This window comes from Wolbachia endosymbiont (group A) of Nomada flava, from assembly GCF_964027055.1.
In the GTDB taxonomy this organism is placed as follows: domain Bacteria; phylum Pseudomonadota; class Alphaproteobacteria; order Rickettsiales; family Anaplasmataceae; genus Wolbachia; species Wolbachia pipientis.
Genome location: NZ_OZ034725.1, coordinates 121,639 through 144,840, shown reverse-complemented (window position 1 = coordinate 144,840; position 23,202 = coordinate 121,639). Strand labels below are relative to the sequence as shown.

The window sequence follows — 23,202 nt, the reverse complement described above, 5'->3', positions numbered from 1 at the left end:
TTTTATGTGTAGATATCCATTATATCTTTTAGCATAGATAAAGCTTCCTCCCTTTTGCGTTGGAAAGTGTTACGTCCAATGATTGAACCATTACCACCACCCTGCTTAATTTCTTTTGCTTCATTGCATATGTCATTCACTGATTTCGACTCGCCACCAGAAAAAACTACTATTCTTTTTCCTGCAAAACAAGATCTTTTAACATATTCAATTCTTTTAGATAATGATTCAATATTTTCTGTTTCTATTTTCTCCCTTTCCAAATATTTAGTTGGAAGTTTTACTTTTATTATATTAGCGCCAAGCAAAGCTGCCATGTGTGCAGCATAGGCAATAACATCAACCGCTGTTTCACCTTCTTTGGAAATTCCTTCACCGCGTGGATAAGACCATAACACTACTGCAAGCCCATAAGATTTGGCTTCAGCTACGATTTCACGGGCTTCTTCCATCATATCGAAACACTTAGCAGAACCAGGATATATAGTAAATCCAACAGCCAAGCAGCCCAAACGCAGTGCATCTTTCACAGAAGAGGTTATTGCTTGATCAGAAGTCAGATTCTTCGAATGTAAGGAGTTGGAACTATTAAGTTTCAAAATAAGTGGGAGCATTCCAGCATAAGTTGAAGCACCAGCTTCAATCATACCAAGTGGAGCAGCATATGCACTTACTCCCGAATCAACTGCAAGCTGAAAATGATAATGTGGGTCATAAGCATCAGGGTTAACTTCAAAACTTTTTATTGGCCCGTGTTCAAACCCTTGGTCTACAGGGAGAATTACTAATTTGCCAGTGCCGCCAAGCTTTCCATGCATGAGAATACGAGTAAGATTTGCTTTTACCCCGGGGTTTTCACTTTCGTAGTGGTTTAAGATTTGTCTTATTTCTTTACTCATTAACGCTATGAAGTTCGTTTAAAGTATAGCAAAAACCACAGTTGAAGCAAAGATCTTTTTATGGTTCTTGTCCTGCAGGTGTACCTAAAGATGTAACGTTAGGATTGGTGGTGTGCTGTTGTGGCTTTTTTTGGATTAAATCTCTAAAATACATTTTGACAATAGGAAGAACAAGTGGCATAAGCACTAGCTTGTAGTCACACCATGCAAATTTTTCTTTATAGCTAAATTCTGCATCTTCTTCATATAAGCGCTGAATGCAATGTTCACTATATAGTTCAGATGCCTTTGTAAAAGTTCTAAGTAAAGCAATAAGTAATAAATCCAATGCTAAATTAATCATCAGCATTGTTCCATATTGAGCAGGCCAGCCATTTTGTGCTACCTCTGACACTAGACCACATATAGCAAATGTTGCTGCGATACATATCACATAATTATCAGCAGCAATAAGTAGATTGTATCTTCGATTTAATCTATCCAGATTTTCCTCTTGTGAACCTTTTTGTTTACTTGCTGCATAAATAATACCACAAAAGGATATAATAAATAACAACGGCCAAATCCCTATGCTAAATGCATAAAATTGATAAGCGATGCTTTGCACCGTGCCACTATTAGCAAGTTGCGATAAGCAATACTCAACTTTCAGCGATGAAGTAAACACCGCATTTGCTAATATAAAAAATAAAAGTGCTCTATTTATAGCTTTGCTTCTACGTGATAATATTCCATAAATTTTTGTTTGCCTCCTCCGTTCTTCTTCACTTGATAGCCTTTCATATTGACTAGGAGTTTTTCCTTCTTTTAAAGCGTTGAGATGCTTCTCTAGCTCTTTTTTATCTGCACTAAGTTTTTGAAACTTTTCTGTAGCTATCTTTTTCTTCTCTTCATCTTTTTCTTTGTCAGAGTGGCACTTTAATGAAAGCTTTCTAAAGCTCCGTTCAACTAACTTGAGTATATCGTCAAACTCCTGGCTTATTACTTCTTCCGCTTCTATTCCTAGTCTTGAAAATAAATTCTGTAAATCTTGATTACTGTAATATTGATTTCTAGTTAAACTTGCCACTATAGCCTCATTAAAAAAGGCAATTATACTATAAATCCAATACTCAAGCAAGAATTTAAACTATATCAAAAGCAATTTTATTTTCTACTCTATTCATATAGATTCTTAGTTTCTTTCCTTTTATTAATTTACGATTCAGTATTTCTTCCGCTAAGTAACTTTTTATCTCTTTTTCAATAAGTCTCTCTATCGGACGTGCTCCCATTTCCTTACTATAACCCATTTGTACAAGATAAGATTTCACTTCATCCTCTACTAAGCAGTTTATGCCTTTTTGCGTCAGTTGCTTTTTCAGTTCTAGGACAAATTTATCCACAATATGCAAAATCACATCCGTACTTAAGTCAGAAAAAGAAATAATCGCATCAAGACGATTACGAAATTCAGGGCTAAAAACCTGTTCTATCGCTTTTTCGCTATCACCAATGTTAAAATTTTTATGCCCAAAGCCAACAAAACTTTTGCTGCGTTCAGCTGCTCCTGCATTAGTTGTCATAATTAAAATTATATTGGAAAAGTTAACTTTACGTCCGTAAGTGTCTGTAACACAACCATAATCCATAATTTGTAGCAATATATTATAGATATCGCTATGGGCCTTTTCAATTTCATCAAGCAACACAACACTATATTGATTGTTAGATACAGACTCTGTGAGTAATCCACCCTGATCATAACCTACATATCCAGGAGGAGAACCAATCATCCTTGATATCGTATGAGACTCAATGTATTCGGACATATCAAAGCGTATAAGATTCATGCCCATGCTTTCTGCTAATTGTTTTGCTAGCTCGGTTTTACCAACACCAGTTGGCCCTGCAAAAAGATAACTTGCTAAAGGTTTATTGTAATTTCTTAACCCAGATTTAGCAATTTTAATAGAATTAACAAGAGATTCTATTGCCTGCTCTTGGCCAAAAATCACCTTCTCTAGATTAGCTTTTAAAGATTTTACTTTCTGTAAATCATCAGATTCAGATCCACAAGGCACATTTGTAATTCTAGTAATGGTATTCTTAATATCTCTACTATTTACAATTTTACCCCTGTTTCTTAGCAATTTACAATATGCCCCTGCCTCATCAATAACATCAACCGCTTTATCAGGTAATATTCGCCCAGTAATATACTTATGCGAAAGTTCAGCCGCAGACCTAATGGCATTTTTTGTATAATATACTCCATGATACCCTTCATAGTAGTGCTTTATACCATCTAGTATCTTTATCGTTTCATTAACAGAAGATTCTTTAACATTAATTTTTTGAAACCTTCTCGCTAGTGCTTTATCTTTTTCAAAACTAGCGCTGTATTCTCTATATGTAGTTGCACCTATACAACGCAGTGTACCTCTTGCAAGCGCAGGTTTGAGTAGGTTACCTGCATCAAGAAAGCTACCACTTGTAGAACCTGCTCCAATGATAGTGTGTATTTCGTCAATAAAAAGGATCGCACCTGGTTTTACCTCAATTGCTTTTATTATAGATTTTATTCTCTCTTCAAAATCACCTCTGTAGCGTGTCCCTGCAAGGAGTGATCCTAAATCCAAAGCATAAATTATACTGGACCTGAGTGCACTTGGAACACTGCCTTCAATGATCTTGAGTACCAAACCCTCAACTATTGTTGTTTTGCCAACACCTGGGTCTCCAACATATAAAGGGTTGTTTTTTCTACGCCTCAATAATATTTCTATAGTGCGATTTAACTCATAATCACGACCAATAACATAATCTATTTTTTTGCTTCTTGCATAGTCATTTAAATTTTTACAATAACTTTGTAGAATTTCCTCATCTTTTAGTAGCTCACCTTTATTTACTGTAGTAGGAGCGTCATTATTTTTATCAAGTTTTACTTTATGATTGGTGGTATATTCATCTATATCGTTAGAGTATTTCATATTAGATATATGGTAAATCAAATTGGAATCTTTCGCATTTTGTTTCTGCAATAGATTTTCAACGTATAAGTCTTGCCTAGACAAAATTTCTACTAGAACATTTGCTCCATTTATTTCTTTTTTTCCCAAGCTATGAGCCCGTATTATTGCTCTGTGTATTATGCATTGAAACATTGAGCTAGGTTTAACTCCACTGATAATCAATTCAGAACTGCTTTGTAAAAACCCTTTTATATTATTATTATAATCATTAGCCTTAATATTGCACCTTGATAGAATGTTATCCATATTTATGATTTCATCGGCTCTGATATTACATCTTGATAAAACGTAATTTACATCCACGTCTTTAGTTAACGCCAGCAATAAATGTTCTACTTTTGCATATTTAAGATTAAAATTAGAAGCAATGAGTAGTGCTCTATTCAAACTTGCCTCTAAGTTTTTGGAAATCATCTCCTATTCTCTTTAAAAGTGGGAACTCATATATAATGAATAGCACACAATTATTAAAAAAATTGAAATCCAGCAGTTCGCTGTAGCCAATTTGAATCCCCACTATGGATCTACGTCACAGCACCGCAACATCTCAGCATAGATTCCGCTAATGAGTAGTGGAATGACGAGTTTTACGCTTATCAAGTTGTAGGTAAATCCTATTTAATACGCTTTTTCTAGTACTCTGCTTTTCTTCTTAAATGCATTGATCTTTTTTCTACCGTATTTAGTCTTTAACGTATTTGGCCTTTTAAAGACCTTTTTGCTGTTACGTTTTTTAAATTGCACACTACAATCAAAATTTAGCTCTCCTTCTTTGTCTGCCAGTGCAGGCAGTCTTCTCTTATCTTGAGGTGTAACAAAAGATATCGCATACCCTTCAGCTCCAGCGCGTGCAGTTCTACCTATACGATGAATATAGTCAGCTTGCGATTGTGGTGCATCATAATTGATAACATGTTGAATGTGGGGAATATCAAGGCCGCGAGAAGCAACATCTGTTGCAACCATGATTTGATTACGGCCACGACGAAAAGAATTAATGACCCTTTCGCGCTTGTGCTGCCTTAAATCACCATGAATTGCTAAAGCGCTATAGTCATCTTTGTGCAATCTGTTAGCTAGCTGATCCGCTCCTCGCTTTGTTTTGACAAAGATAATGATTGATCCTTCGCGCTGACATAGTTGTGTAACAAGCTTTTCATATTTTTCTGATTCTGATGCATAAACAATTTCTTGCTTAATTTTTACAGAAGTTGTAGCCTCACAATCAACAGAAATACGTTCTGGTCGATTAAGGTACTTCTCAGCAAGTTTTACTATATCTCCAGGAAGAGTTGCAGAAAACATAAGAGTTTGCCTTATTTTAGGCAAATGCTTCATAATTTCTTCAATCTGAACTCCAAAGCCCATATCAAACATACGATCCGTTTCATCAAGCACAAGAACGCTAACATTGCGAGTAATCAAAGTTTTACGCTCAATATGGTCTATAATACGACCAGGAGTACCTATTACAATTTGTGGTTTTTTCTGAAGCTGATTTAGCTGCCTAAAAATAGGCTCACCACCAATCAACAAAGCGACCCTTAGTGCAGAATTTTGAGATAAGAGTTTTCTTATCTCATTTGTTACCTGATGCGCAAGCTCTCTGGTTGGCACGATGACTAAAGCTGAACCAGTGTTAGGCTCATTCAGCAACTTAGCAACCAACGGAATAGCAAATGCTAAAGTTTTTCCAGTCCCCGTTTGAGCAGATCCGAGAATATCTTTACCTTGTAGCGCTAAGGGAATCGCTTGTATTTGAATCGGAGTTGGGACGAAAAGATTATTTTTATCTAGAGCTTGTCTAAGCGAAGCTGGGAGATCCATCTCATGAAAATTATTCACAATACGTTAATCCTGTTAAAAGACTTCATAATAGATTAATCTTCCAATCTTAAATTTATTGCAGATTTTTTATCTTCTCCGTTTCTACCGCGCTCCTCTTTAACCTCATAACTCACCCTTTCTCCTTTTATTCCCTTCTCTTTATTCTCTCCTTTAAGTGCCTCAGGTCTTATTCCCGAACGTTCCAATGTGCTAATATGTACAAAAACGTCACCCCCTTTACCTTCTGGCTTGATGAAACCATAGCCTTTTTCGGCATTAAACCATTTTACATTACCAAATTCCATTTAAACAACTCCTAAATTATTAACTAACATTACTAATGTGATGAAAAACTTTGAAATTACGATTGAGAATGCTTTAAGCTTAGCTATTGAAACTAAACCTTTATACTCCATAGTCTATTCTTAACATTACATGACAATAATACACAATTGTTGTACTTGATGCAAATAAATTTTTTAATCGTTAAGCGAACCTGCAACCGTCATTTCGCTAACTTTAATCGTTGGTGAATTAAATTGCCCACAAAAAGTTAGATCATCTGCAACGACTAAATTGCTAAACATATCCTTCAAATTGCTAGCAATGGTAATCTCATGTATTGGATACGTTATTTTTCCATTTTCTATAAAAAATCCGGAAGCGCCTTGGCTGTAATCGCCATTGATTACATTGACACCAAAACCAAATAAATCAGTTACATATATTCCCTCTTTCACTTCCTGAATTAATTCTTCAAACGATACATCACCATTCTCAATGTAGAGGTTACTAGCTGCAGGAATAACTGCAGCATTACTTGCACGAGTTGCACTTCCGGTTGTTTCTGAGTCTAATTTTCTAGCCGAGTATAAGTCTAAAATCCAATTTTGTAATATTCCGTTTTTTACAAATATATTTTTCTTGCTAGTTATCCCTTCTCCATCAAATGGTCTCGATGCTATGCCTCTTGGCAACAATGGATCATCGATAATGTTAATTCTATCATTGAAAATCTGAGCGTTTAAACTACCCCTCAAGAAAGAACTGTTGCTTATAATACTGCTCCCATTTATAGCAGAAGCAAAACTTTTTACTAGCCCTTTTGCTGCTCTTTTTTCAAAAATAACTGGAAATTTACCAGTTTTCATTGTACGTGAATTCAATTGATCAACTGCTCTTTTTGCTGCTTCTTTTCCCATTAACTCTGGCAACTTTAAATCACTAAAATTACATGCTATATCATAATCGTAACCAACCTTCATTTCACTTTCTCTTCCAGCAACAACAGAGACCTGATTAGCAAAGGTTGATTTACTAAACGAGCCAATAAAACCAGAAACAGTCGATAATACTGTATTCACTAAAGCGTATGAAGAAGAGGCTCCTTCAGAATTAGTGATACTCTTATGTGCAAGGGCTGAATTTTCTGCAGCTTCAGCAATTTCTTTTAGGTTATCAACGGTTACAACATTATTATCTGAGATACTTAAATCTGCAGAAGAGATATAATTACTACCATTTACAGCAAAATTAATGCAAGGATCTTCTGGCGCATTCTTTGCCATTTCTACCACTTGACTTACCGTATCACTAAGATTATTCAAATCGTTTGTAGAAATATACGCAGCTTTGTTTTTACCTGCTATAGCTCTGATTCCTACAGTGCAATTTTTAGATTGTGATATTTGCTCAATTTTTGATAGACGCTGAGAAACTGAAGTCTTATTAGTTTCATATATTGTAACTTCCGCGTCTTGATTCTGCTTTTTTATTAATTTAGTGATATCTGCTGCAATATTTAATATATTCATTTTCTATTCCTTAGATTTTTATAAAGACTCTGCACCACCTATAACTTCAATTAAATCAGTTGTAATTGCTGCTTGACGAGAACGATTATAAAGCAATGCTAATTTGTTCAGCATCTCTTTAGTGTTTCTGTTTGCTGATTCCATAGCAACCATCCTAGCACTATTCTCACTTGTTGCACTTTCAAGCAAAGCAGAGTAAAGAGCAATTACAACGTAATCTTGAACCAAAGATTTTAAAATAAATTCAATATTTTGTGGTTCATACTCATAGCCGTAATCTATTGTTGGACCAGCCAGAGAGCTATCAATCAAGGATGAGTCTTTACTCCATGGTTTTATTGTTTCCAACATTGGTTTTTGCGTGAAGGTATTATAGAATTTACTATAAAAAACTTTAACTTTATCGTATTTACTTAAATCTATACCATCAACCAAAGCTTCTACGTGCTTTAACGTGATTCCCTTACTATTTTCAATTTTTAAGATACTTTTAGAGTCAAATCTATTTTTACCTACATCAAAAGCTTTTTTACCAAGAAATACAATATCTACTCTTTTGCCATTTGCGATTGACTTATTTACACGCTCTTGACTAAATTTGACAATAGAAGAGTTAAAGTTGCCGCACAAGCCACGATCAGACGCAACAATGAATACTAGGTAAGAACCGTCGTTACTGACATTTAGAATTTTTGCCAGTAATTCTTGATCAACTGATAGCATTAATGAAGAAATAATGTTATGCAGCTTAGATACATATAATTTTGAATTTAATAACTTCTTTTGGCTTTGTAACAACTTTGCTGCAGAAACCATTTGCATTATTTTCGTGGTTTTCTGTACAGATTTAATATTCTTAATTCTTAAGGATAATTCCTTTAAGCTCTTCATTTTGTATACAACCCTGATTTATTAAAATATATAACTGTTAGTGTCTAAAAGCAAGTTTTTTTGACATTAAAACCAAGTCTAGCTAAGAAACTTGCAGGTTTATTGTTTGGAGATAAGGATTATATTAAGAAAGTGCTCTAACTTCAGCAATATCAATGTGAAAGTAGCCTAAGAGGTTGTCCGGAAACAAGTAAAAGGCTATAATATCTGAAATTTTAGTACGGGGTAAAGATGAGAAAAAAGTATCCAACAGATCTAAGCGAAAGGGAATGGGCAAGAATAGAAAAACACTTCAGAGTATCATACAAGAAAGGAGGAAGGCCGCCAAAGTATAGCAAAAGAGAAATATTAGAAGCAATTTTCTATGTATTGCGTACAGGGTGTCAATGGCGGTATTTACCAAATGATTTTCCGCTATGGAAGACTGTGTATGAGCAGTTCAGGCAATGGAAGAAGCAGGGAATTTTTGAGAAAATGAATTATGAAATATAGTAGAAGAAAAATAGGAAGGAATGAGCAGCCGAGTGCCTGTATAGTAGATAGTCAATCTGTAAAGACTACAGAAAAGGGGGGATCAAAGGCTATGATGGAAGTAAAAAAGTAAAGGGTAGAAAAAGGCATATAATTACAGACACTCAGGGTTTTATACTAGGTTGTTACGTAGGCGCTGCTAACGAAAATGATAGAGATGGTATTAAAATAGCATTAAACAATATGAGAACAAAATATACTAAAGTTAAAAAAATGTGGGCTGACATGGGATACCAAGGAAGAAATTTAAAGAATCACATAAAGGAAGAATATGACATAGATATTGAAATTGTTAAAAGGCCTCCATGTAGATTTTGGGTGCACAAAGATACGCCACCTGAGCTACTACCAACAAGAGAACAAGGGTTTAAAGTACAGCCAAGAAGATGGGTTGTAGAAAGGACTTTTGCTTGGGTTAATAGGAATAGAAGGCTATCGAAGGAGTATGATTTACTCACAACATCCACTGAGAATTTCATATACCTAGCTATGAGTAGGGTTATGTTAAAGAGGGAATATGCTTGAATTTACTTGTTTCCGGACAACCTCTAATGGTAATTTCTACACTTTGTGGAATTTTATAATATATAATAAACACAATTAAAACTATTACAACTTGAACACTTATGATCCCATTGTTCTAGTTCCCTGTTACAATTTTTACACTTCCAGCCTGGATCAGGCAAAGCTTCTGAGCCCATCTTGTTTAGCCAATAAATTACCTTGTCGTGTTCTTGCAATGTAACCTTGAGTTGTATTACAATAAAGTAGATTGACATGTAATTAGCTTTTTTCATAGCAGTGTCTAAATATTGACTTGCAAGATCATATTTACCTGAACTCATTGAGGACAAAGCAAGTAAACAGTAACTAAAATAATAATCAGGGCGTAAGTTGTATAGTCTTTCAGCACCTTTACTATTTAAATTGATGTACATTTTAGCTGACTGAGGAGTAGGATTTACTGTATACTCTGCCTCTAGCACTGCAGAAGCTTTTCTGATTTTTCCAAGTTTAATATATAATTCTGCCTTTAAATAATTGATGGGCTGAAAAATTGCACTATAACGTTGTGCTCTAAATAAAGACTTTATAGCCTCCTTAAAATTTCCTTTACTTTCATATTGCTTTGCTAAAGCGAAATAAAACACTGCAAACATTTCTTTATGATCAAAGGGGAGAAAAATATTGGACTTAACTGCTTCCTTCAACCTCAAAATTGCATTAATCCAATCTTCTTTCAATATGCAATGCTCTATTTGAAAGGGAATAGATAGCATTTTATCGTTAATTGAACTAGAGCAATATTCTATAAATTTTTGAAAGACTACTTTTTCTTGTTTGAGGTGGACAATCAGCTTATTGGCTAGAAGTAGAGCTAAGTTACGATTTTTATTTGCAATATTTGTTAAACCGTTACTGAAAAAGCTGTAATTTCCCGTCTTACCTGAGTTAAAGAGCTTTATTAAAAACAACCTATCGCTCTCCTCACTCAGACTTTTAACTAGCTTTTGGGCATTCTCTATATTGTCTAAGTCTATGCTAAAGAAAGCTTCAAAGAGAAGCAATTCTTCCCTATCCCTTCTTCTATTTCTTATGTTGGCAAATGTTGATGAAATGGAGGAAAAAAAGCGTACAAGTGTAATTAATAAAAATAATAAAACTACACAAGTAAAAATAATGAAATATAGATCAATACTTATAGTGTAATTGCCTAATTCCAATTTTATTACTTCACCACTTACCTTGACCCATATACCAAATAAAAACGAAAAAGCGAAAATTATAAAATAAATCATGAGATATATTGTAATAAGTGATGATATATTGTTGAAATATTCTTAGAAGCTACAATAAAACCATTCAATTTATTCAGCCATGGCTTGAATTCTGAATGCGTTAAATTGCTTACTGTAACAGTTATATTTTGCCAATCATTATCATTTATTGACTCCTCAATTTCTGCGAATTTTACTCTTAATGGATCATTTCGGTCGTCTACCTTTATCCAGTTTGAAATGATTTTTTTAGACAATGTACTTTTGTTGTAATCGATAGTATCAATAGTTTTTTCAAAAGATAACTTCAATTCGTGTAAGGTATTTATCTCTTTCAAATTTTCTAATTCATCTACTGCATTTTCTATCTCTGGATCGTCAAGCTCTGATATCAAAGGCTTTATTGAATTTATATGGTTATCAAATTTAGCTTCTCGCAATAACGAATCCTTCATTTTAACCACAAGTAATAGCAATTTTGCAAGGTTCTTACATCTTGAGTTATTATCACCTTGCTCACATTGAGTATGCTGACTTCTCTTGAGGTCAAATATCTTTTTTTCTATTCTAGATTGATTAACTTCAAGCAACATTCTAAATTCATCCATGTTTTCCGTTAAAGCTTTCACATTGTTTTCACTCTCTTGCTGATTTATTTTTAAAAAGATTATGTTATTTATTGTGATGTAACCGGTAAATAACAATACAATTAAGAACCAACCTATGTACTTTTGCTGAGTATCATTCATAACGTAGTACCTCCGCAGGATCTTGTGCAGCTGCCTGCAATGCAGGAGCAATTGTCGCTAAAAATGATAAGAATAATGCAAGTGCAGAAATGTTCACTACATCTTGAGGAACTAATATCATTGGCAAACTTGAAAAAAAGTATATCATAGGATCAAACAGCTTGACGTTAGTAATGTTTTCTAAAAACACTCTAATATTTTCGATATTGAGAGAAAAAACGACACCTATAATACAGCCAAGACAAGTTCCCGTAAAACCGATTAATAGACCACAAGCGCAAAATATACGCATAATGCTTCCACTTGTTGCACCAAATGTACGCATAATTGCAATCGCGGATTTCTTTTCTTGCACTATCATCATTAAATTTGAGATAATATTAAACGCTGCTACAACTATAATCAAAGTGAGAATTAAAAACATCACATTTCTTTCAGTTTTTAAAGCACTAAAATAATGGCTTTGCTGTGATTGCCAACTTTCAGCTTCCATTCCTATTTCTTTTTCTATAGCATCTGCCAGCTTATCAGCTCTAGTAACGTCGTCTACAAGTACTTCTATATTTTTTATGCTATTTTTATAATTAAAAAAGGCTTGTGCTGATTTTAGAGGCATATATATCAAGGTATTATCATACTCAAACATACCCATATCAAATATTGCTATAACTTTATATTTTTTCATTCGCGGCATTTCACCAAGTAATGCATCAAATTCTTCAGATGATATAAACGTAATTTCGTCGCCATAGTCAACGTTCAAAGCTTCTGCCAATCGTGCTCCTATTATTATCCCTTCATCAAATTTTTTTACATCACCTATAATTACATTATTTATAACGGCAGTACTATCAAGCAAATCTTTAGTTGACATACCTCGCACTACGCTACCTGCAATTTTACCATTTGCTACAATAATAACTTGATCATTGGTCATAGGAGTAGCTTTTAATATACCAGGAATTTTCTCAATAGATTTCGAAACTGTGCAGTAATCTGAATTTATGTTCCTATCAAAATAAACATTAATATGGCCATCAATGCCAAGTATTGAGTCAAGCAACTTTGCTCTGAATCCGTTCATCACAGACATCACCACTATTAGTGTTGCAACTCCAAGGGCAATACCGATAATAGAGAACAAAGTCATTATAGAGCAAAATCTGGCATTTTTCGCTCGCAAATAGCAAGCAGCCATAGTAATTTCAAAGGCAATGGACATTACAAAATATTTTGAGGTTAAACATTATATTTTTGAAACTTCGTATAATTGTAGACTTTTCTTTATTTGAAAACTAGAGATTTTTGCTTCCTTAAATTTAGCAGACTTATAGAGTATCTTTAACATTAGAATTTCAAAATCTTCCATATACATCATCCAACCTCACTATATCATTATCAGATAAATGCTCTCCTATCTGAAATTCAACTATTTCAAGTGGAAAGCTTGTGCTTCTATTTTCAATCCTATGGGAAACTTCCCTTGGGATTTCTATCATATGGTCTTTTACTATAGCATATTCTTTGTCTTCTAAACTAACATACCCAACTCCTGATAGCACTATATGGTATTCATCTCTATAGTGATGGAATTGCTTAGAAGTGCAGCTTAATGGATTTATAAAAAGATATTTTATAAGAAAATTTTCGCTCATTAAAATTATACTACAAAATCCCCATGGTTTAACTTCTTTCCTTATCGCCTTTACTTTCTTAACTTTATGAATAAACGAAATTAGACTTTTGTTTGGTTGCTTACAAGCTCCACCCAATAAATTTTTATTACTTTCTGTCGTTGAAACTGGTTCTTTTTCTCTAATCACATGCTGAAATGACACCGGTTCTTTACTAAACTTCTCACTCAATTCTAAAACTGAATTCCAAGTTCCAACATCCAACCAATCGAAATTAGCTTCTATCATTGCAACGTTTTTTGCTTTCTCCATCACCAAGTAATCAATGGATATGCCTTCAATTCCTGCAAAATCTCGTTGTTTTAAATACAGAAATCTCTCTTGCGGTGTGAAATGTTTAAAACATAAATTGTAAAGATTCAGGGCAGATTTTTTGATCTCATCTATGTAGCGTTTTGCTTTAAACACAAATATTCCAGAGTTCCAATAATGATCGTTACTTAACTTACGCTCGGGCTTTTCTGTAAAATCTTTCACTATATGACATTTTTCTTTCTGATCATATACTGCATTTATATAGCCGTATTCAGAATTGAATTCATGAGGCTTAACCCCAAAAGTGACTGTGTGCTGCAGTAACAAACAAAGTAATGTTTGTGAGAAGCTTTATTGAAGATGAAGGAAGGTCCTTCGAAATCGGTTTTCAGGAGCAGGTTTCAAACCACCTTAAGTGGCTCTATTTAAGAGATAGGGTCATAAGCGTTAAGGAAAAATCAGCGTAAGAGCTGGAAGGTGTGGATCAGAAAGGCGAACGTAAGTGAACCACTGATGAACGTGTCGAAAAGGGAAGTGAACATCGAAAGGAGGAGTGAGTCGTTCTCCTCTTAATGAGCTTACAAGAAACCTGATTACTGTGTAGGTGGTGTTCGGCATAAAGGTGGCGCGAGTCTGATCTGGGCTTTAATAAGGAACTGCAGGAACCAGTCGATTTGATGAAAAGCGAGATAAGCAAGAGGCTAATCCTCAAGCTTTAGAGTAGCAATGCAAATCACTGGGGCGGATCAACTCGTAGTAGTGAAGAAGTGGTTGTAATGACTATGGAGCGAAGGGGTTGAGCTAGTCGACTTTAGTAAATCATTCAACTTGAAGGAGGATGAAAATGATTGAACGAACAAAGCCTTTTGATATACCGAAATCTCTAGTGTTTTCGGCTTATAAAAGAGTTAAAGAAAACAGAGGAGGAGCAGGTATTGATGATCTAACAATTGAAAAGTTTGATCAAGACTTAAGCAAGAACCTTTACAAGCTATGGAATAGGCTATCTTCTGGTAGTTATTTTCCACCAGCAGTCAAGGCTTGTGATATAATTAAGACAGAAGGAGGAACAAGGACACTTGGGATACCAACTGTTGCCGATCGTATAGCACAGGAAGTGGTGAGAAGTGTTTTAGAACCAGAACTTGAGAAGGTATTTGATGAGGATTCATATGGTTATAGGCCAAATAAGTCAGCATTAGATGCCATAGGAAAAACGAGAAGGCGATGCTTCGACCAAGATTGGTTAATAGAGTTCGACATCAAGGGAATGTTTGACAACATAGACCACAATCTACTGATGAAAGCAGTCAGAAAGCATACCACAAATAAGTGGGTTCTCTTATATATACAAAGATGGCTAAGTGCAGAGATACAGCAAAAAGATGGGACAAAAATAAAGCGTCTCAGTGGGGTGCCGCAAGGGGGTGTAGTAAGTCCTATCTTAAGCAACCTATTTATGCACTACAGCTTTGATATGTGGATGAGAAGAGAATATCCAAGTGTAAAGTGGGCAAGATATGCTGATGATGGTGTTATACATTGTGTAAGCAAGAGTCAAGCACAACTAATTCTTGGTCAACTTGAACAGAGACTGAAGATTTGCAAATTGGAAATAAAACATACGAAGACCAAAATTATCTATTGTCAAGATGGAAAACGAAGGGATAATCATGAGAATGTATCATTTACATTTCTTGGATATGAATTTCGAAAAAGACTTGTACGAAATAGAAAAGATAGTAGTCTGTTTGTAAGCTTTACTCCAACTGTAAGTAAAGAAAGTCTGAACAAGATGAAGAAAGAAATTAGAAGCTGGAAATTTGCTAGAAGAACAAACTTGGAAATAGAAGATATATCACGAATATGTAATCCAATCCTGAGAGGATGGTTTAACTATTACGGGAAGCATCATATAACTGCACTAGATAGCATAATAAGAATGTTTAATAGGAAACTCAGAAAGTGGTTCCAGACAAAGTACAAAAAGCTGAGAGGACACAAAACCAAAGCAGCTAAGGTACTAGAAAGAACTGCAAAGAGCAGACCAAGTCTGTTTGTGCACTGGAAATTGAGTATAGGGTTAGGGCAATGACTAGTGGGAGCCTTATGAAGCGCGAGTTTCACGTAGGGTTCTGGAAGGGGCCAGGAGGGAAGTTCTCCTGGTCTACTCTCCATAGAGTTAGTTTCAGAGGCTAACTTAGACGCTTTTTGAGTAGAAGCATAAAAACTATTCAAATCACCTATGAAATGATCTGAAGGCAGAATTAACATTGTCTCGTTTTCATTGCAGAGAAGTGCAGCAATTAATATTGCCGCTGCTGTTCCAATTTTCACTGGTTCGAAAATCACTTTATATTCTTGCAGCGCATGTAATTCCTCCATCACTAATGACTCGTACTGTATATTTGTAGAAATTATGGGCGGCATATAATCGCTTTTTAGCCTCAACAAAGTGTTGTGAAACATAGTGTTCTGACTAAATATTTTCTGAAATTGCTTTGGCTTAGATAAAGGCCAAAGTCTGCTACCACTACCACCACACAATATTACAGGGCGCATTTAGTTAAGAAAGTTGATTAAATAATTAATATCTTATACTGAGGGCAAAATGCATGCAAGTTTTTGTTGTAAAATGATTAAATAGAGGGTAGGTATCAATTTAAAGTAATGGCTAAGGAGAGTGAGTGTGTGTAGCGCCTTGCCCTTGCTGTGAATTTCTTCTATTTTGTAATTTCTCAACATGACCTTTGCTTTTACCACTTAATATTTCATTACCCTTATTTTGTTCTTCCTCAGGACTCTTTAGTATTTCATTACTCTTGCTGATTCCTTTATCATTCTCTTGTTTCTTCAAGTCTTTTTCAATATCTGGCCTCCTGGCGTTAAGCTCTTTCCATGTGCCTATAATTGGGTCGAGATCAGGGCGATTTTCTTTTTGTTTTGCTTCTCTTTTACCATCTTTAACTACCTTAAAATCATTCTCTGCTTCTTTCCAGCATTCTTTCAATTGACATTCCAACATAGTTAAGTAAGCATCACCATATTTTTTCTTATTTGCTACAAACAATAAAATTGGAGCCTTAAGTATGGTAGCTCCCATATTCACTAAATTTTTTATTGCCATTGCAGGAGTAAATAAAAGATAACCAAAAGACTTTGCAATTGGGTTTTGTTTGCTTATTAAATGCTTCCCTAACTTTATAGGAAGAGAAGTCAACAATTTAGTACAAACTTTAGCCAAGCTTGTAGCAAAAACAATAGGAACAGATATGAGACTTTTATCTAGCTCTAGATTACCATTTTGATCTCTAATTTCTGAAAAATGGGTGCTTAGCTTCTTGTAATCACTAGTGTATAATAATTTTCCATTTCTTCCTTTTTCATCGACAACTTCCTGAACTTTACCTTCTTTATTTTTCACCTTTTTAATTAGCACAGAAGAGTTAGTTAATTCAAATGGATATTGAGGATCCTTAGGTTTTTGAGCTTCAAAAATTGGCACGTGTTTTTCAAGATCGATTTTTGAAAACTTAAATGGCTTATAAAATTTACTATAATCATTAACCTCACGCCTAGCTTTATCAACTAAAAAGTCAATAGTAAAGTAGGATTTTTTATCAATTTTCCTAACTAAGTCTAGATTAAACTTGTATCCATTATATTCAAGTTGGTACCTTGGATTTCCCTCTTCATCTTTTACAAGTTTTCCACTGCTATCTTTTTCTTCTATAATTTTTCCAGACCTTACAATCTCATCATAATTTTTTGGGTACCGGCATTTTCGTCCATCCTTATATACCATTACCTTTCTAAGGTCTTTGACGTAAACTTGAGATTCAGGTGAGGTAAATAGATCCTTCACTTTTAGCGTAAGGTCCGTTCCCCACTTTTTCAATGTCTCTAACATATTGCTAAACCAAAATCGCTATAATGCTATAGCTCAATAATAAAACTAGTACACTAATAATATATTAACACAGCACCGGTGATTTTACAAGAAAATATGCCTGTAGAAGATAAAGATTGTAAAAGCGAGGGTTATATAAGTAATGCTTGATAAGTACTTTATGCATGTAATTGTAAAAATCCTCAAAGGTACGCTGTGTATATAATCTTCGCATACTACCTGCATTCCAAGAACTGCGTGCCAAAAAATGCAAAACAACAATACAACAAAAAATAAAAGCTCTAGAGGGTGATTAATAAATTTTTCACTAAAAGACAAAGAGCTATCAGTATAAAATGTGCAAGAAAATGAATAGATAAACCAAGGAAACAGGAACAGTAAAATTACCGCAGAAACACGCTGAACCCACCAATGATGTACTGAATTTCCAGATTGACTCATATAAACATAAATAAAAAAGCCATAGTAGAAAGAAGTAACGTTACTGTCAGCAGTATAGCACTCCTTGAAACGCCAGTAATTTCTAAATTAAGCCCAACATCCCACAATAAATGACGAATACCATTAAGAAAATGATATACAAAACTTATAAAACATAAGACATAAGCTAATTTAGCAACAGGAGTGAATAATAATGCATTTAAGTACCTTACTATAAGTAACTCAGGAAAGTAAACATGTAATATGAAATACCAAGAAAGTATCATTAATAAAAGGAATAGCAAGATACCAGTCAATCTATGCATAATAGAGAAAAAACTAGTAACTTGTACTTTATATATTTGTAAATGTGGAGAAAGAGGTCTATCACTCATAAAATTCCGTTATCGGGAAATTAAAATAAAGTAGAAGTAAAGACAGCAGTATAGCACATAACAACACCATCATTAAAAATGGTAAGTTATGCGCAAAGCCTAAGGAGGTAATCCAGCTGCAGATTCCCCTACTGCTACCTTGTTACGACTTCACCCCAGTCACCGATCCCACTTTAAATAACTCCCTCCTTGCGGTTAGGTCGTTAGCTTCGAGTGAAACCAATTCCCATGGCGTGACGGGCAGTGTGTACAAGACCCGAGAACGTATTCACCGTGGCGTGCTGATCCACGATTACTAGCGATTCCAACTTCATGCACTCGAGTTGCAGAGTACAATCCGAACTGAGATGGCTTTTAAGGGATTGGCTTAGCCTCGCGACTTTGCAGCCCATTGTAGCCACCATTGTAGCACGTGTGTAGCCCACTCCATAAGGGCCATGATGACTTGACATCATCCCCACCTTCCTCCAGTTTATCACTGGCAGTTTCCTTAAAGTCCCCAGCATTACCTGATGGTAACTAAGGATGAGGGTTGCGCTCGTTGCGGGACTTAACCCAACATCTCACGACACGAGCTGACGACAGCCATGCAACACCTGTGTGAAACCCGGCCGAACCGACCCTATCTCTTCGAATAGGTATAATTTCCATGTCAAGGAGTGGTAAGGTTTTTCGCGTTGCATCGAATTAAACCACATGCTCCACCGCTTGTGCGGGTCCCCGTCAATTCCTTTGAGTTTTAATCTTGCGACCGTAGTCCCCAGGCGGAATGTTTAACGCGTTAGCTGTAATACAGAAAGTAAAACTTCCCATATTTAACATTCATCGTTTACAGCGTGGACTACCAGGGTATCTAATCCTGTTTGCTCCCCACGCCTTCGCGCCTCAGCGTCAGATTTGAACCAGATAGACGCCTTCGCCACTGGTGTTCCTCCTAATATTTACGAATTTCACCTCTACACTAGGAATTCCTCTATCCTCTTTCAATCTCTAGATTAGCAGTTTTAAAAGCAATTCCAAGGTTGAGCCTTGGGATTTCACTTTTAACTTACTAATCCGCCTACGCGCCCTTTACGCCCAATAATTCCGAATAACGCTAGCCCTCTCCGTATTACCGCGGCTGCTGGCACGGAGTTAGCCAGGACTTCTTCTGTGAGTACCGTCATTATCTTCCTCACTAAAAGAGCTTTACAACCCAAAGGCCTTCTTCACTCATGCGGCATGGCTGGATCAGGCTTTCGCCCATTGTCCAATATTCCCCACTGCTGCCTCCCGTAGGAGTCTGGACCGTATCTCAGTTCCAGTGTGGCTGATCATCTTCTCAGATCAGCTATAGATCATTGCCTTGGTAGGCTATTACTCCACCAACTAGCTAATCTAATATAGGCTCATCTAATAGCAATAAATTTTTCCCCCGTAGGGCGTATACGGTATTAGTTGCCGTTTCCAACAATTATTCCGTACTACTAGGTAGATTCCTATACATTACTCACCCGTCTGCCACTAAGTTATACCATAGCAAGCTACAATATAACTCCGTTCGACTTGCATGTGTTAGGCCTGCCGCCAGCGTTCATTCTGAGCCAGGATCAAACTCTCAAATTTAGACTTCAACCTATAAAAGGTTGAGGGTACATCGGATAAATCCGACAAAAAATAATTTAGCTTAATACTGCTGTCTTTATTTCTACTTTAGAAATATTTTAATCTCCAACTATTCAAACAACTTTGAGAATATTATTATGTGATATAATCACTATGTCAATATGTTTTTGCAAATCAAAAGCATTAATGTATAAATATATAACTATTTGGAATATTACCATAAAAAAATACATCTTTCTGCTTGCACTCGCGCCAATGTTAGTTGGCATCACATTATACTTATTGCGCAACATTGATAACACAAAACAATCTATAACTGCAGGTGACAAGTTTTACGAAGTATTATTCTTAAAAAAAGATAATAAGCCGCTGCTAGAAGAAATAGATTCAAATTGGGAGTATTTAGCAAATTTTGAACGCGCATTCAATCATATCTCAGATTCAATGCCAACAGACACAGCATCTATTTATAATGATTTGGCAGATGATAAAGATGCTCCTGGTGTTTTGCGTGAGTTAGCACAATATTTAGAAGTAATGAGCTTACTTCACTCCAACGGTGAAAAAATAAATAAAGACAAAATTGATAATTTAGAATCAAGCACAGTATACCCTTATTCAAGCCAAGAAGCCATCGCTATAGTAAAGATACACAATAACGACGTTAAGGGTGCAACTGAAATATTGCGTTCCCTATCAAATGATAGAAAATGCCCTATCCTAATCAAAGCTAATGCACAAGAATTACTCAGGATATATGGGAGTTAACTCATTGGACTTTTTGCATAGCTTTTGGCAGCGCATTGGATGAAACGAAAAACTTCCTTGACAAGCCTCGCCAGCTCCCTTATCATAAAACTGAAGCTATTTATTTATCTTCGCAATCTGTGCAGGTTAATGACAAAAAACTTAGGGTATTTGGCGTCTCATGTTTAATTTTTCGCACTACGTGCATCGCATGTCTTTAAAAATTTCTGGGTTTTTACCTATATAAGCCGAAACGCGCTTACAAAGCGTTTAAGACAGCAAAAAACGTCAAATTGACAAGGGAGAATTTGAATGCTAGCTACTACGGGGTTTCTTTGCCTTTTTTCCTGCTTAGTAAATTTCTTAAACACTTGCGGTGTAGGTTAGTTGCAAGTTAAAAGCAGCTAAATCGCTCTTAATCAAGCGTTTTAGAATAAAAAAAACGCCGATATTTTAGTACATGGTAAATAGCCAACCACCACGGGGTTTCTTTTGCCTTTTTTTTCATTTGGTAAATTTTTTAAATATTTATGGCTAAAGATTGCACGAATGTTGCAATTACAAAAACGATTTCTACTAGGGTGTCATCCCAGTGCGTGACACTGGAATCCAGCCTTTATTATGCAGCCACTTGGTTGAAATTAAGTCTTCTGGATCCCAGTGTCACGCACTGGGATGACACCATTCTTTTTCCTGGATCCAAGTAGTCAGGGCACTGGGATGACAGCTACCCTGACAATCGTCATCCCGCTGCTTGTTAGCGGATACCGCGGCGGTATGACGTAGAAGTTATACTTTTATGCTTACCAACTTAATAAAATTCCTGGATTCCAGTGTCAGCTACTTTCATGACACCAACAGTTGATATTGGTTTGTTGCTTTGCTAGCCAACTACTAGCTATGCCTCAAGTTTCCTATTCAAAATTTTCAATATCAAATCCAATTCATTTGGATTATCATACCGTATCATAACTTTACCCTTAGAATTGTTGTCATTAATTTTGATCTTTAAACCAAGTTGAGAAGATATAGCGCCTTCTATTACCGTCATATCTTGATTTCTAGTATATTTCTGTTCTTTTTGGTTGTTGCCTTGATGCAAATCTTTTATCAATTTTTCAGTTTGTCTAACGCTTAAGCCTTGAGAAACTATTTTTTCTGCAATATCTTCCGCATTTTCAACATTAATCAACGCTCTTGCATGACCCATAGACAACTTTTTTTCGTTGATAATTGTTTTCACCCTACAGGAAAGTGACAACATCCGAATCATATTGGTTATGTGGCTGCGGCTTTTGCCTATAGCTGAAGCTAATTCTTCATGTGTATAGGAAAACTCATCTATCAGTCTCTTATACGCTTCACCTTCTTCTATTGGATTAATATCTTGCCTTTGTATGTTTTCAATAATGGATACTTCCTAGCATTCCTTGTCGCTCAGATCTTTTATGATAACGGGTGCACTATCAAGATTTGCAATCTTGCTTGCTCGCCAACGACGTTCCCCAGCTATTATTTCGTAACCATCATCATTTGAATCTTTGCGTACCACGATAGGCTGTATAATGCCACTTTTCTTTATCGAATTTGCAAGCTCTCTTAATGATTCCTCGTCAAAATGTTTCCTCGGTTGAAATTTGCTTGGGTGCAGTAATGAAATAGGCAAATACTCTTGTCGATCTTCTTTATTATCATAATTATCGCCTATGAGACCGGCAAGACCTCTGCCTAAGCGTCTATCATCCTTCATACTACGCCCTCGCTCACTAGCTTCTTCTCCTTACAACTGCTCGCGTGCTTTTTTAAAATTTCCCTTGCCAAACTTATATATGCTTGTGCACCAGGACACTTAAGATCATACACAATAGCGGGTTTTCCATGAGAAGGCGCTTCTGATAACCGTACGTTACGTGGAATAACAGTCTCATACAATGGGATGATAGTTTTGTATACTTTATCATTTAAATACTGGCAAATATCGTTTTTAATCTGTTCACTGAGTTTGTTACGCCTATCATACATTGTTAACACTATCCCTTCTATTGCCAAAAAAGGGTTTAGGTTATTCCTTTTTATCAGCTCTACAGTTTTAACTAAATGGCTTAATCCTTCCAGAGCAAAAAATTCACACTGAAGAGGAACAATAATAGAATTAGCAGCAGTCAAGGCATTAATGGTTAGAAGCCCAAGTGATGGAGGGCAATCGATGATTATATACTCATAATTATCGCGTATCTTCTCCAATGCGCTTTTTAGTACGAATTTTCCTCGCTCAAGTTGCGATAATTCAATTTCTGCAGCTGACAAATCAACTACTGACGAAATTAGCGATAAATTCGGAATTTCCTTTATATTGAAAATTGCCGATTCTATCAATTTATTTTCGCTGCTTAGTAGTATTTTGTATATGTTTTTTTCTTCCCTACTACGATAAGAAATCCCGAGTCCGGTGCTAGCATTTCCTTGAGGATCAAGATCTACCAATAAAGTGCTTTTTCCCACAGCAGCAAAGGCTGTCGACAAATTTATACTAGTTGTGGTTTTGCCAACTCCACCCTTTTGATTTACTATTGCAATAATCTTGCTCACGCCTTTTATCTTATGTATAAAATAATTCTATTGTATATATGCAAGAAACTTTTGCATTAGAAAATTTTTTTGTTGCTAATC

General features: G+C 35.5%; 18 protein-coding genes, 1 rRNA gene and 3 pseudogenes. 4 read left to right on the top strand and 18 right to left on the bottom strand.

Annotation, left to right across the window (positions count from 1 at the left end):
* Positions 1 to 2: 2 nt before the first annotated feature.
* From AAGD70_RS00770 to atpG, 7 genes are all read right to left on the bottom strand, one after another.
* Positions 3 to 899, bottom strand: a complete 897-nt coding sequence (locus AAGD70_RS00770; RefSeq protein ID WP_065094425.1) for a class I fructose-bisphosphate aldolase — start codon at positions 897 to 899, stop codon at positions 3 to 5.
* A 58-nt stretch (positions 900 to 957) separates the two neighbouring features.
* Positions 958 to 1,968 carry a molecular chaperone DnaJ gene (locus AAGD70_RS00765; protein WP_065094424.1) on the bottom strand — a complete coding sequence of 337 codons (1,011 nt, stop codon included), beginning with the start codon at positions 1,966 to 1,968 and terminating at the stop codon, positions 958 to 960.
* Between the two features lie 55 nt (positions 1,969 to 2,023).
* Positions 2,024 to 4,330, bottom strand: coding sequence for an AAA family ATPase (locus AAGD70_RS00760; RefSeq protein WP_065095378.1), 2,307 nt, complete (start codon positions 4,328 to 4,330; stop codon positions 2,024 to 2,026).
* Between the two features lie 204 nt (positions 4,331 to 4,534).
* Positions 4,535 to 5,743 (bottom strand): DEAD/DEAH box helicase, encoded by a 1,209-nt coding sequence (locus AAGD70_RS00755; RefSeq protein ID WP_174525407.1) that lies wholly within the window; start codon positions 5,741 to 5,743, stop codon positions 4,535 to 4,537.
* Between the two features lie 53 nt (positions 5,744 to 5,796).
* Positions 5,797 to 6,048: a cold-shock protein gene (locus AAGD70_RS00750; protein WP_006279919.1), complete on the bottom strand. Its 252-nt coding sequence runs from the start codon at positions 6,046 to 6,048 to the stop codon at positions 5,797 to 5,799.
* A 174-nt stretch (positions 6,049 to 6,222) separates the two neighbouring features.
* Positions 6,223 to 7,557, bottom strand: a complete 1,335-nt coding sequence (locus tag AAGD70_RS00745) for a TldD/PmbA family protein (RefSeq protein WP_065094421.1) — start codon at positions 7,555 to 7,557, stop codon at positions 6,223 to 6,225.
* 18 nt (positions 7,558 to 7,575) lie between these two features.
* A complete protein-coding gene (gene atpG, locus AAGD70_RS00740) occupies positions 7,576 to 8,448 on the bottom strand; it encodes an ATP synthase F1 subunit gamma (RefSeq protein WP_065094420.1) in 873 nt (290 codons plus the stop codon).
* A gap of 231 nt (positions 8,449 to 8,679) precedes the next feature.
* On the opposite strand from atpG, the pseudogene AAGD70_RS00735 reads away from it, so the two are divergent.
* Positions 8,680 to 9,504: pseudogene (locus AAGD70_RS00735) on the top strand (IS5-like element ISWpi1 family transposase).
* A gap of 53 nt (positions 9,505 to 9,557) precedes the next feature.
* Here AAGD70_RS00735 and AAGD70_RS00730 read toward each other — a convergent pair.
* The 4 genes from AAGD70_RS00730 to AAGD70_RS00715 all read right to left on the bottom strand — a co-directional run bounded on the left by AAGD70_RS00730 (position 9,558) and on the right by AAGD70_RS00715 (position 13,782).
* Positions 9,558 to 10,778 (bottom strand): heme biosynthesis protein HemY, encoded by a 1,221-nt coding sequence (locus AAGD70_RS00730; RefSeq protein ID WP_065095435.1) that lies wholly within the window; start codon positions 10,776 to 10,778, stop codon positions 9,558 to 9,560.
* A complete protein-coding gene (locus AAGD70_RS00725) occupies positions 10,775 to 11,506 on the bottom strand; it encodes a hypothetical protein (RefSeq protein WP_065095110.1) in 732 nt (243 codons plus the stop codon). Before AAGD70_RS00725 ends, AAGD70_RS00730 begins: the two co-directional genes overlap by 4 nt.
* Complete coding sequence (locus tag AAGD70_RS00720) at positions 11,499 to 12,728, bottom strand: lipoprotein-releasing ABC transporter permease subunit (RefSeq protein WP_065095109.1); 1,230 nt, start codon at positions 12,726 to 12,728, stop codon at positions 11,499 to 11,501. The genes AAGD70_RS00725 and AAGD70_RS00720 overlap by 8 nt, the downstream gene beginning before the upstream one ends.
* 133 nt (positions 12,729 to 12,861) lie before the next feature.
* Positions 12,862 to 13,782, bottom strand: coding sequence for a sugar phosphate nucleotidyltransferase (locus tag AAGD70_RS00715; RefSeq protein WP_245611091.1), 921 nt, complete (start codon positions 13,780 to 13,782; stop codon positions 12,862 to 12,864).
* Between the two features lie 517 nt (positions 13,783 to 14,299).
* On the opposite strand from AAGD70_RS00715, the gene ltrA reads away from it, so the two are divergent.
* Complete coding sequence (gene ltrA / locus AAGD70_RS00710) at positions 14,300 to 15,550, top strand: group II intron reverse transcriptase/maturase (RefSeq protein ID WP_218914941.1); 1,251 nt, start codon at positions 14,300 to 14,302, stop codon at positions 15,548 to 15,550.
* A 155-nt stretch (positions 15,551 to 15,705) separates the two neighbouring features.
* On the opposite strand, the pseudogene AAGD70_RS00705 reads toward ltrA, so the two are convergent.
* From AAGD70_RS00705 to AAGD70_RS00685, 5 genes and pseudogenes are all read right to left on the bottom strand, one after another.
* Positions 15,706 to 16,017, bottom strand: a pseudogene (locus AAGD70_RS00705) (sugar phosphate nucleotidyltransferase); the annotation flags it as partial.
* Positions 16,018 to 16,129: 112 nt separating this feature from the next.
* Entirely contained in the window at positions 16,130 to 17,365 is a 1,236-nt protein-coding gene (locus AAGD70_RS00700) for a hypothetical protein (RefSeq protein WP_065095123.1), read from the bottom strand.
* Between the two features lie 84 nt (positions 17,366 to 17,449).
* Complete coding sequence (gene sdhD, locus AAGD70_RS00695; protein WP_010963113.1) at positions 17,450 to 17,806, bottom strand: succinate dehydrogenase, hydrophobic membrane anchor protein; 357 nt, start codon at positions 17,804 to 17,806, stop codon at positions 17,450 to 17,452.
* Positions 17,803 to 18,180: a succinate dehydrogenase, cytochrome b556 subunit gene (sdhC, locus tag AAGD70_RS00690; RefSeq protein ID WP_010963112.1), complete on the bottom strand. Its 378-nt coding sequence runs from the start codon at positions 18,178 to 18,180 to the stop codon at positions 17,803 to 17,805. The genes sdhD and sdhC overlap by 4 nt, the downstream gene beginning before the upstream one ends.
* A 100-nt stretch (positions 18,181 to 18,280) precedes the next feature.
* Positions 18,281 to 19,785: ribosomal RNA gene (locus AAGD70_RS00685) — 16S ribosomal RNA — on the bottom strand.
* Between the two features lie 153 nt (positions 19,786 to 19,938).
* Here AAGD70_RS00685 and AAGD70_RS00680 point away from each other — a divergent pair.
* Both AAGD70_RS00680 and AAGD70_RS07720 read left to right on the top strand, forming a co-directional pair.
* Positions 19,939 to 20,553 (top strand): hypothetical protein, encoded by a 615-nt coding sequence (locus tag AAGD70_RS00680; protein ID WP_065095124.1) that lies wholly within the window; start codon positions 19,939 to 19,941, stop codon positions 20,551 to 20,553.
* Positions 20,554 to 21,062: 509 nt separating this feature from the next.
* Positions 21,063 to 21,239, top strand: a complete 177-nt coding sequence (locus AAGD70_RS07720) for a hypothetical protein (protein ID WP_410529688.1) — start codon at positions 21,063 to 21,065, stop codon at positions 21,237 to 21,239.
* 191 nt (positions 21,240 to 21,430) lie between these two features.
* On the opposite strand, the pseudogene AAGD70_RS00670 reads toward AAGD70_RS07720, so the two are convergent.
* Together AAGD70_RS00670 and AAGD70_RS00665 are read right to left on the bottom strand one after the other, a co-directional pair.
* A pseudogene (locus AAGD70_RS00670) lies at positions 21,431 to 22,282 on the bottom strand (ParB/RepB/Spo0J family partition protein).
* A complete protein-coding gene (locus AAGD70_RS00665; RefSeq protein WP_006280226.1) occupies positions 22,279 to 23,121 on the bottom strand; it encodes a ParA family protein in 843 nt (280 codons plus the stop codon). The pseudogene AAGD70_RS00670 and the gene AAGD70_RS00665 overlap by 4 nt, the downstream one beginning before the upstream one ends.
* Positions 23,122 to 23,202: the final 81 nt, after the last annotated feature.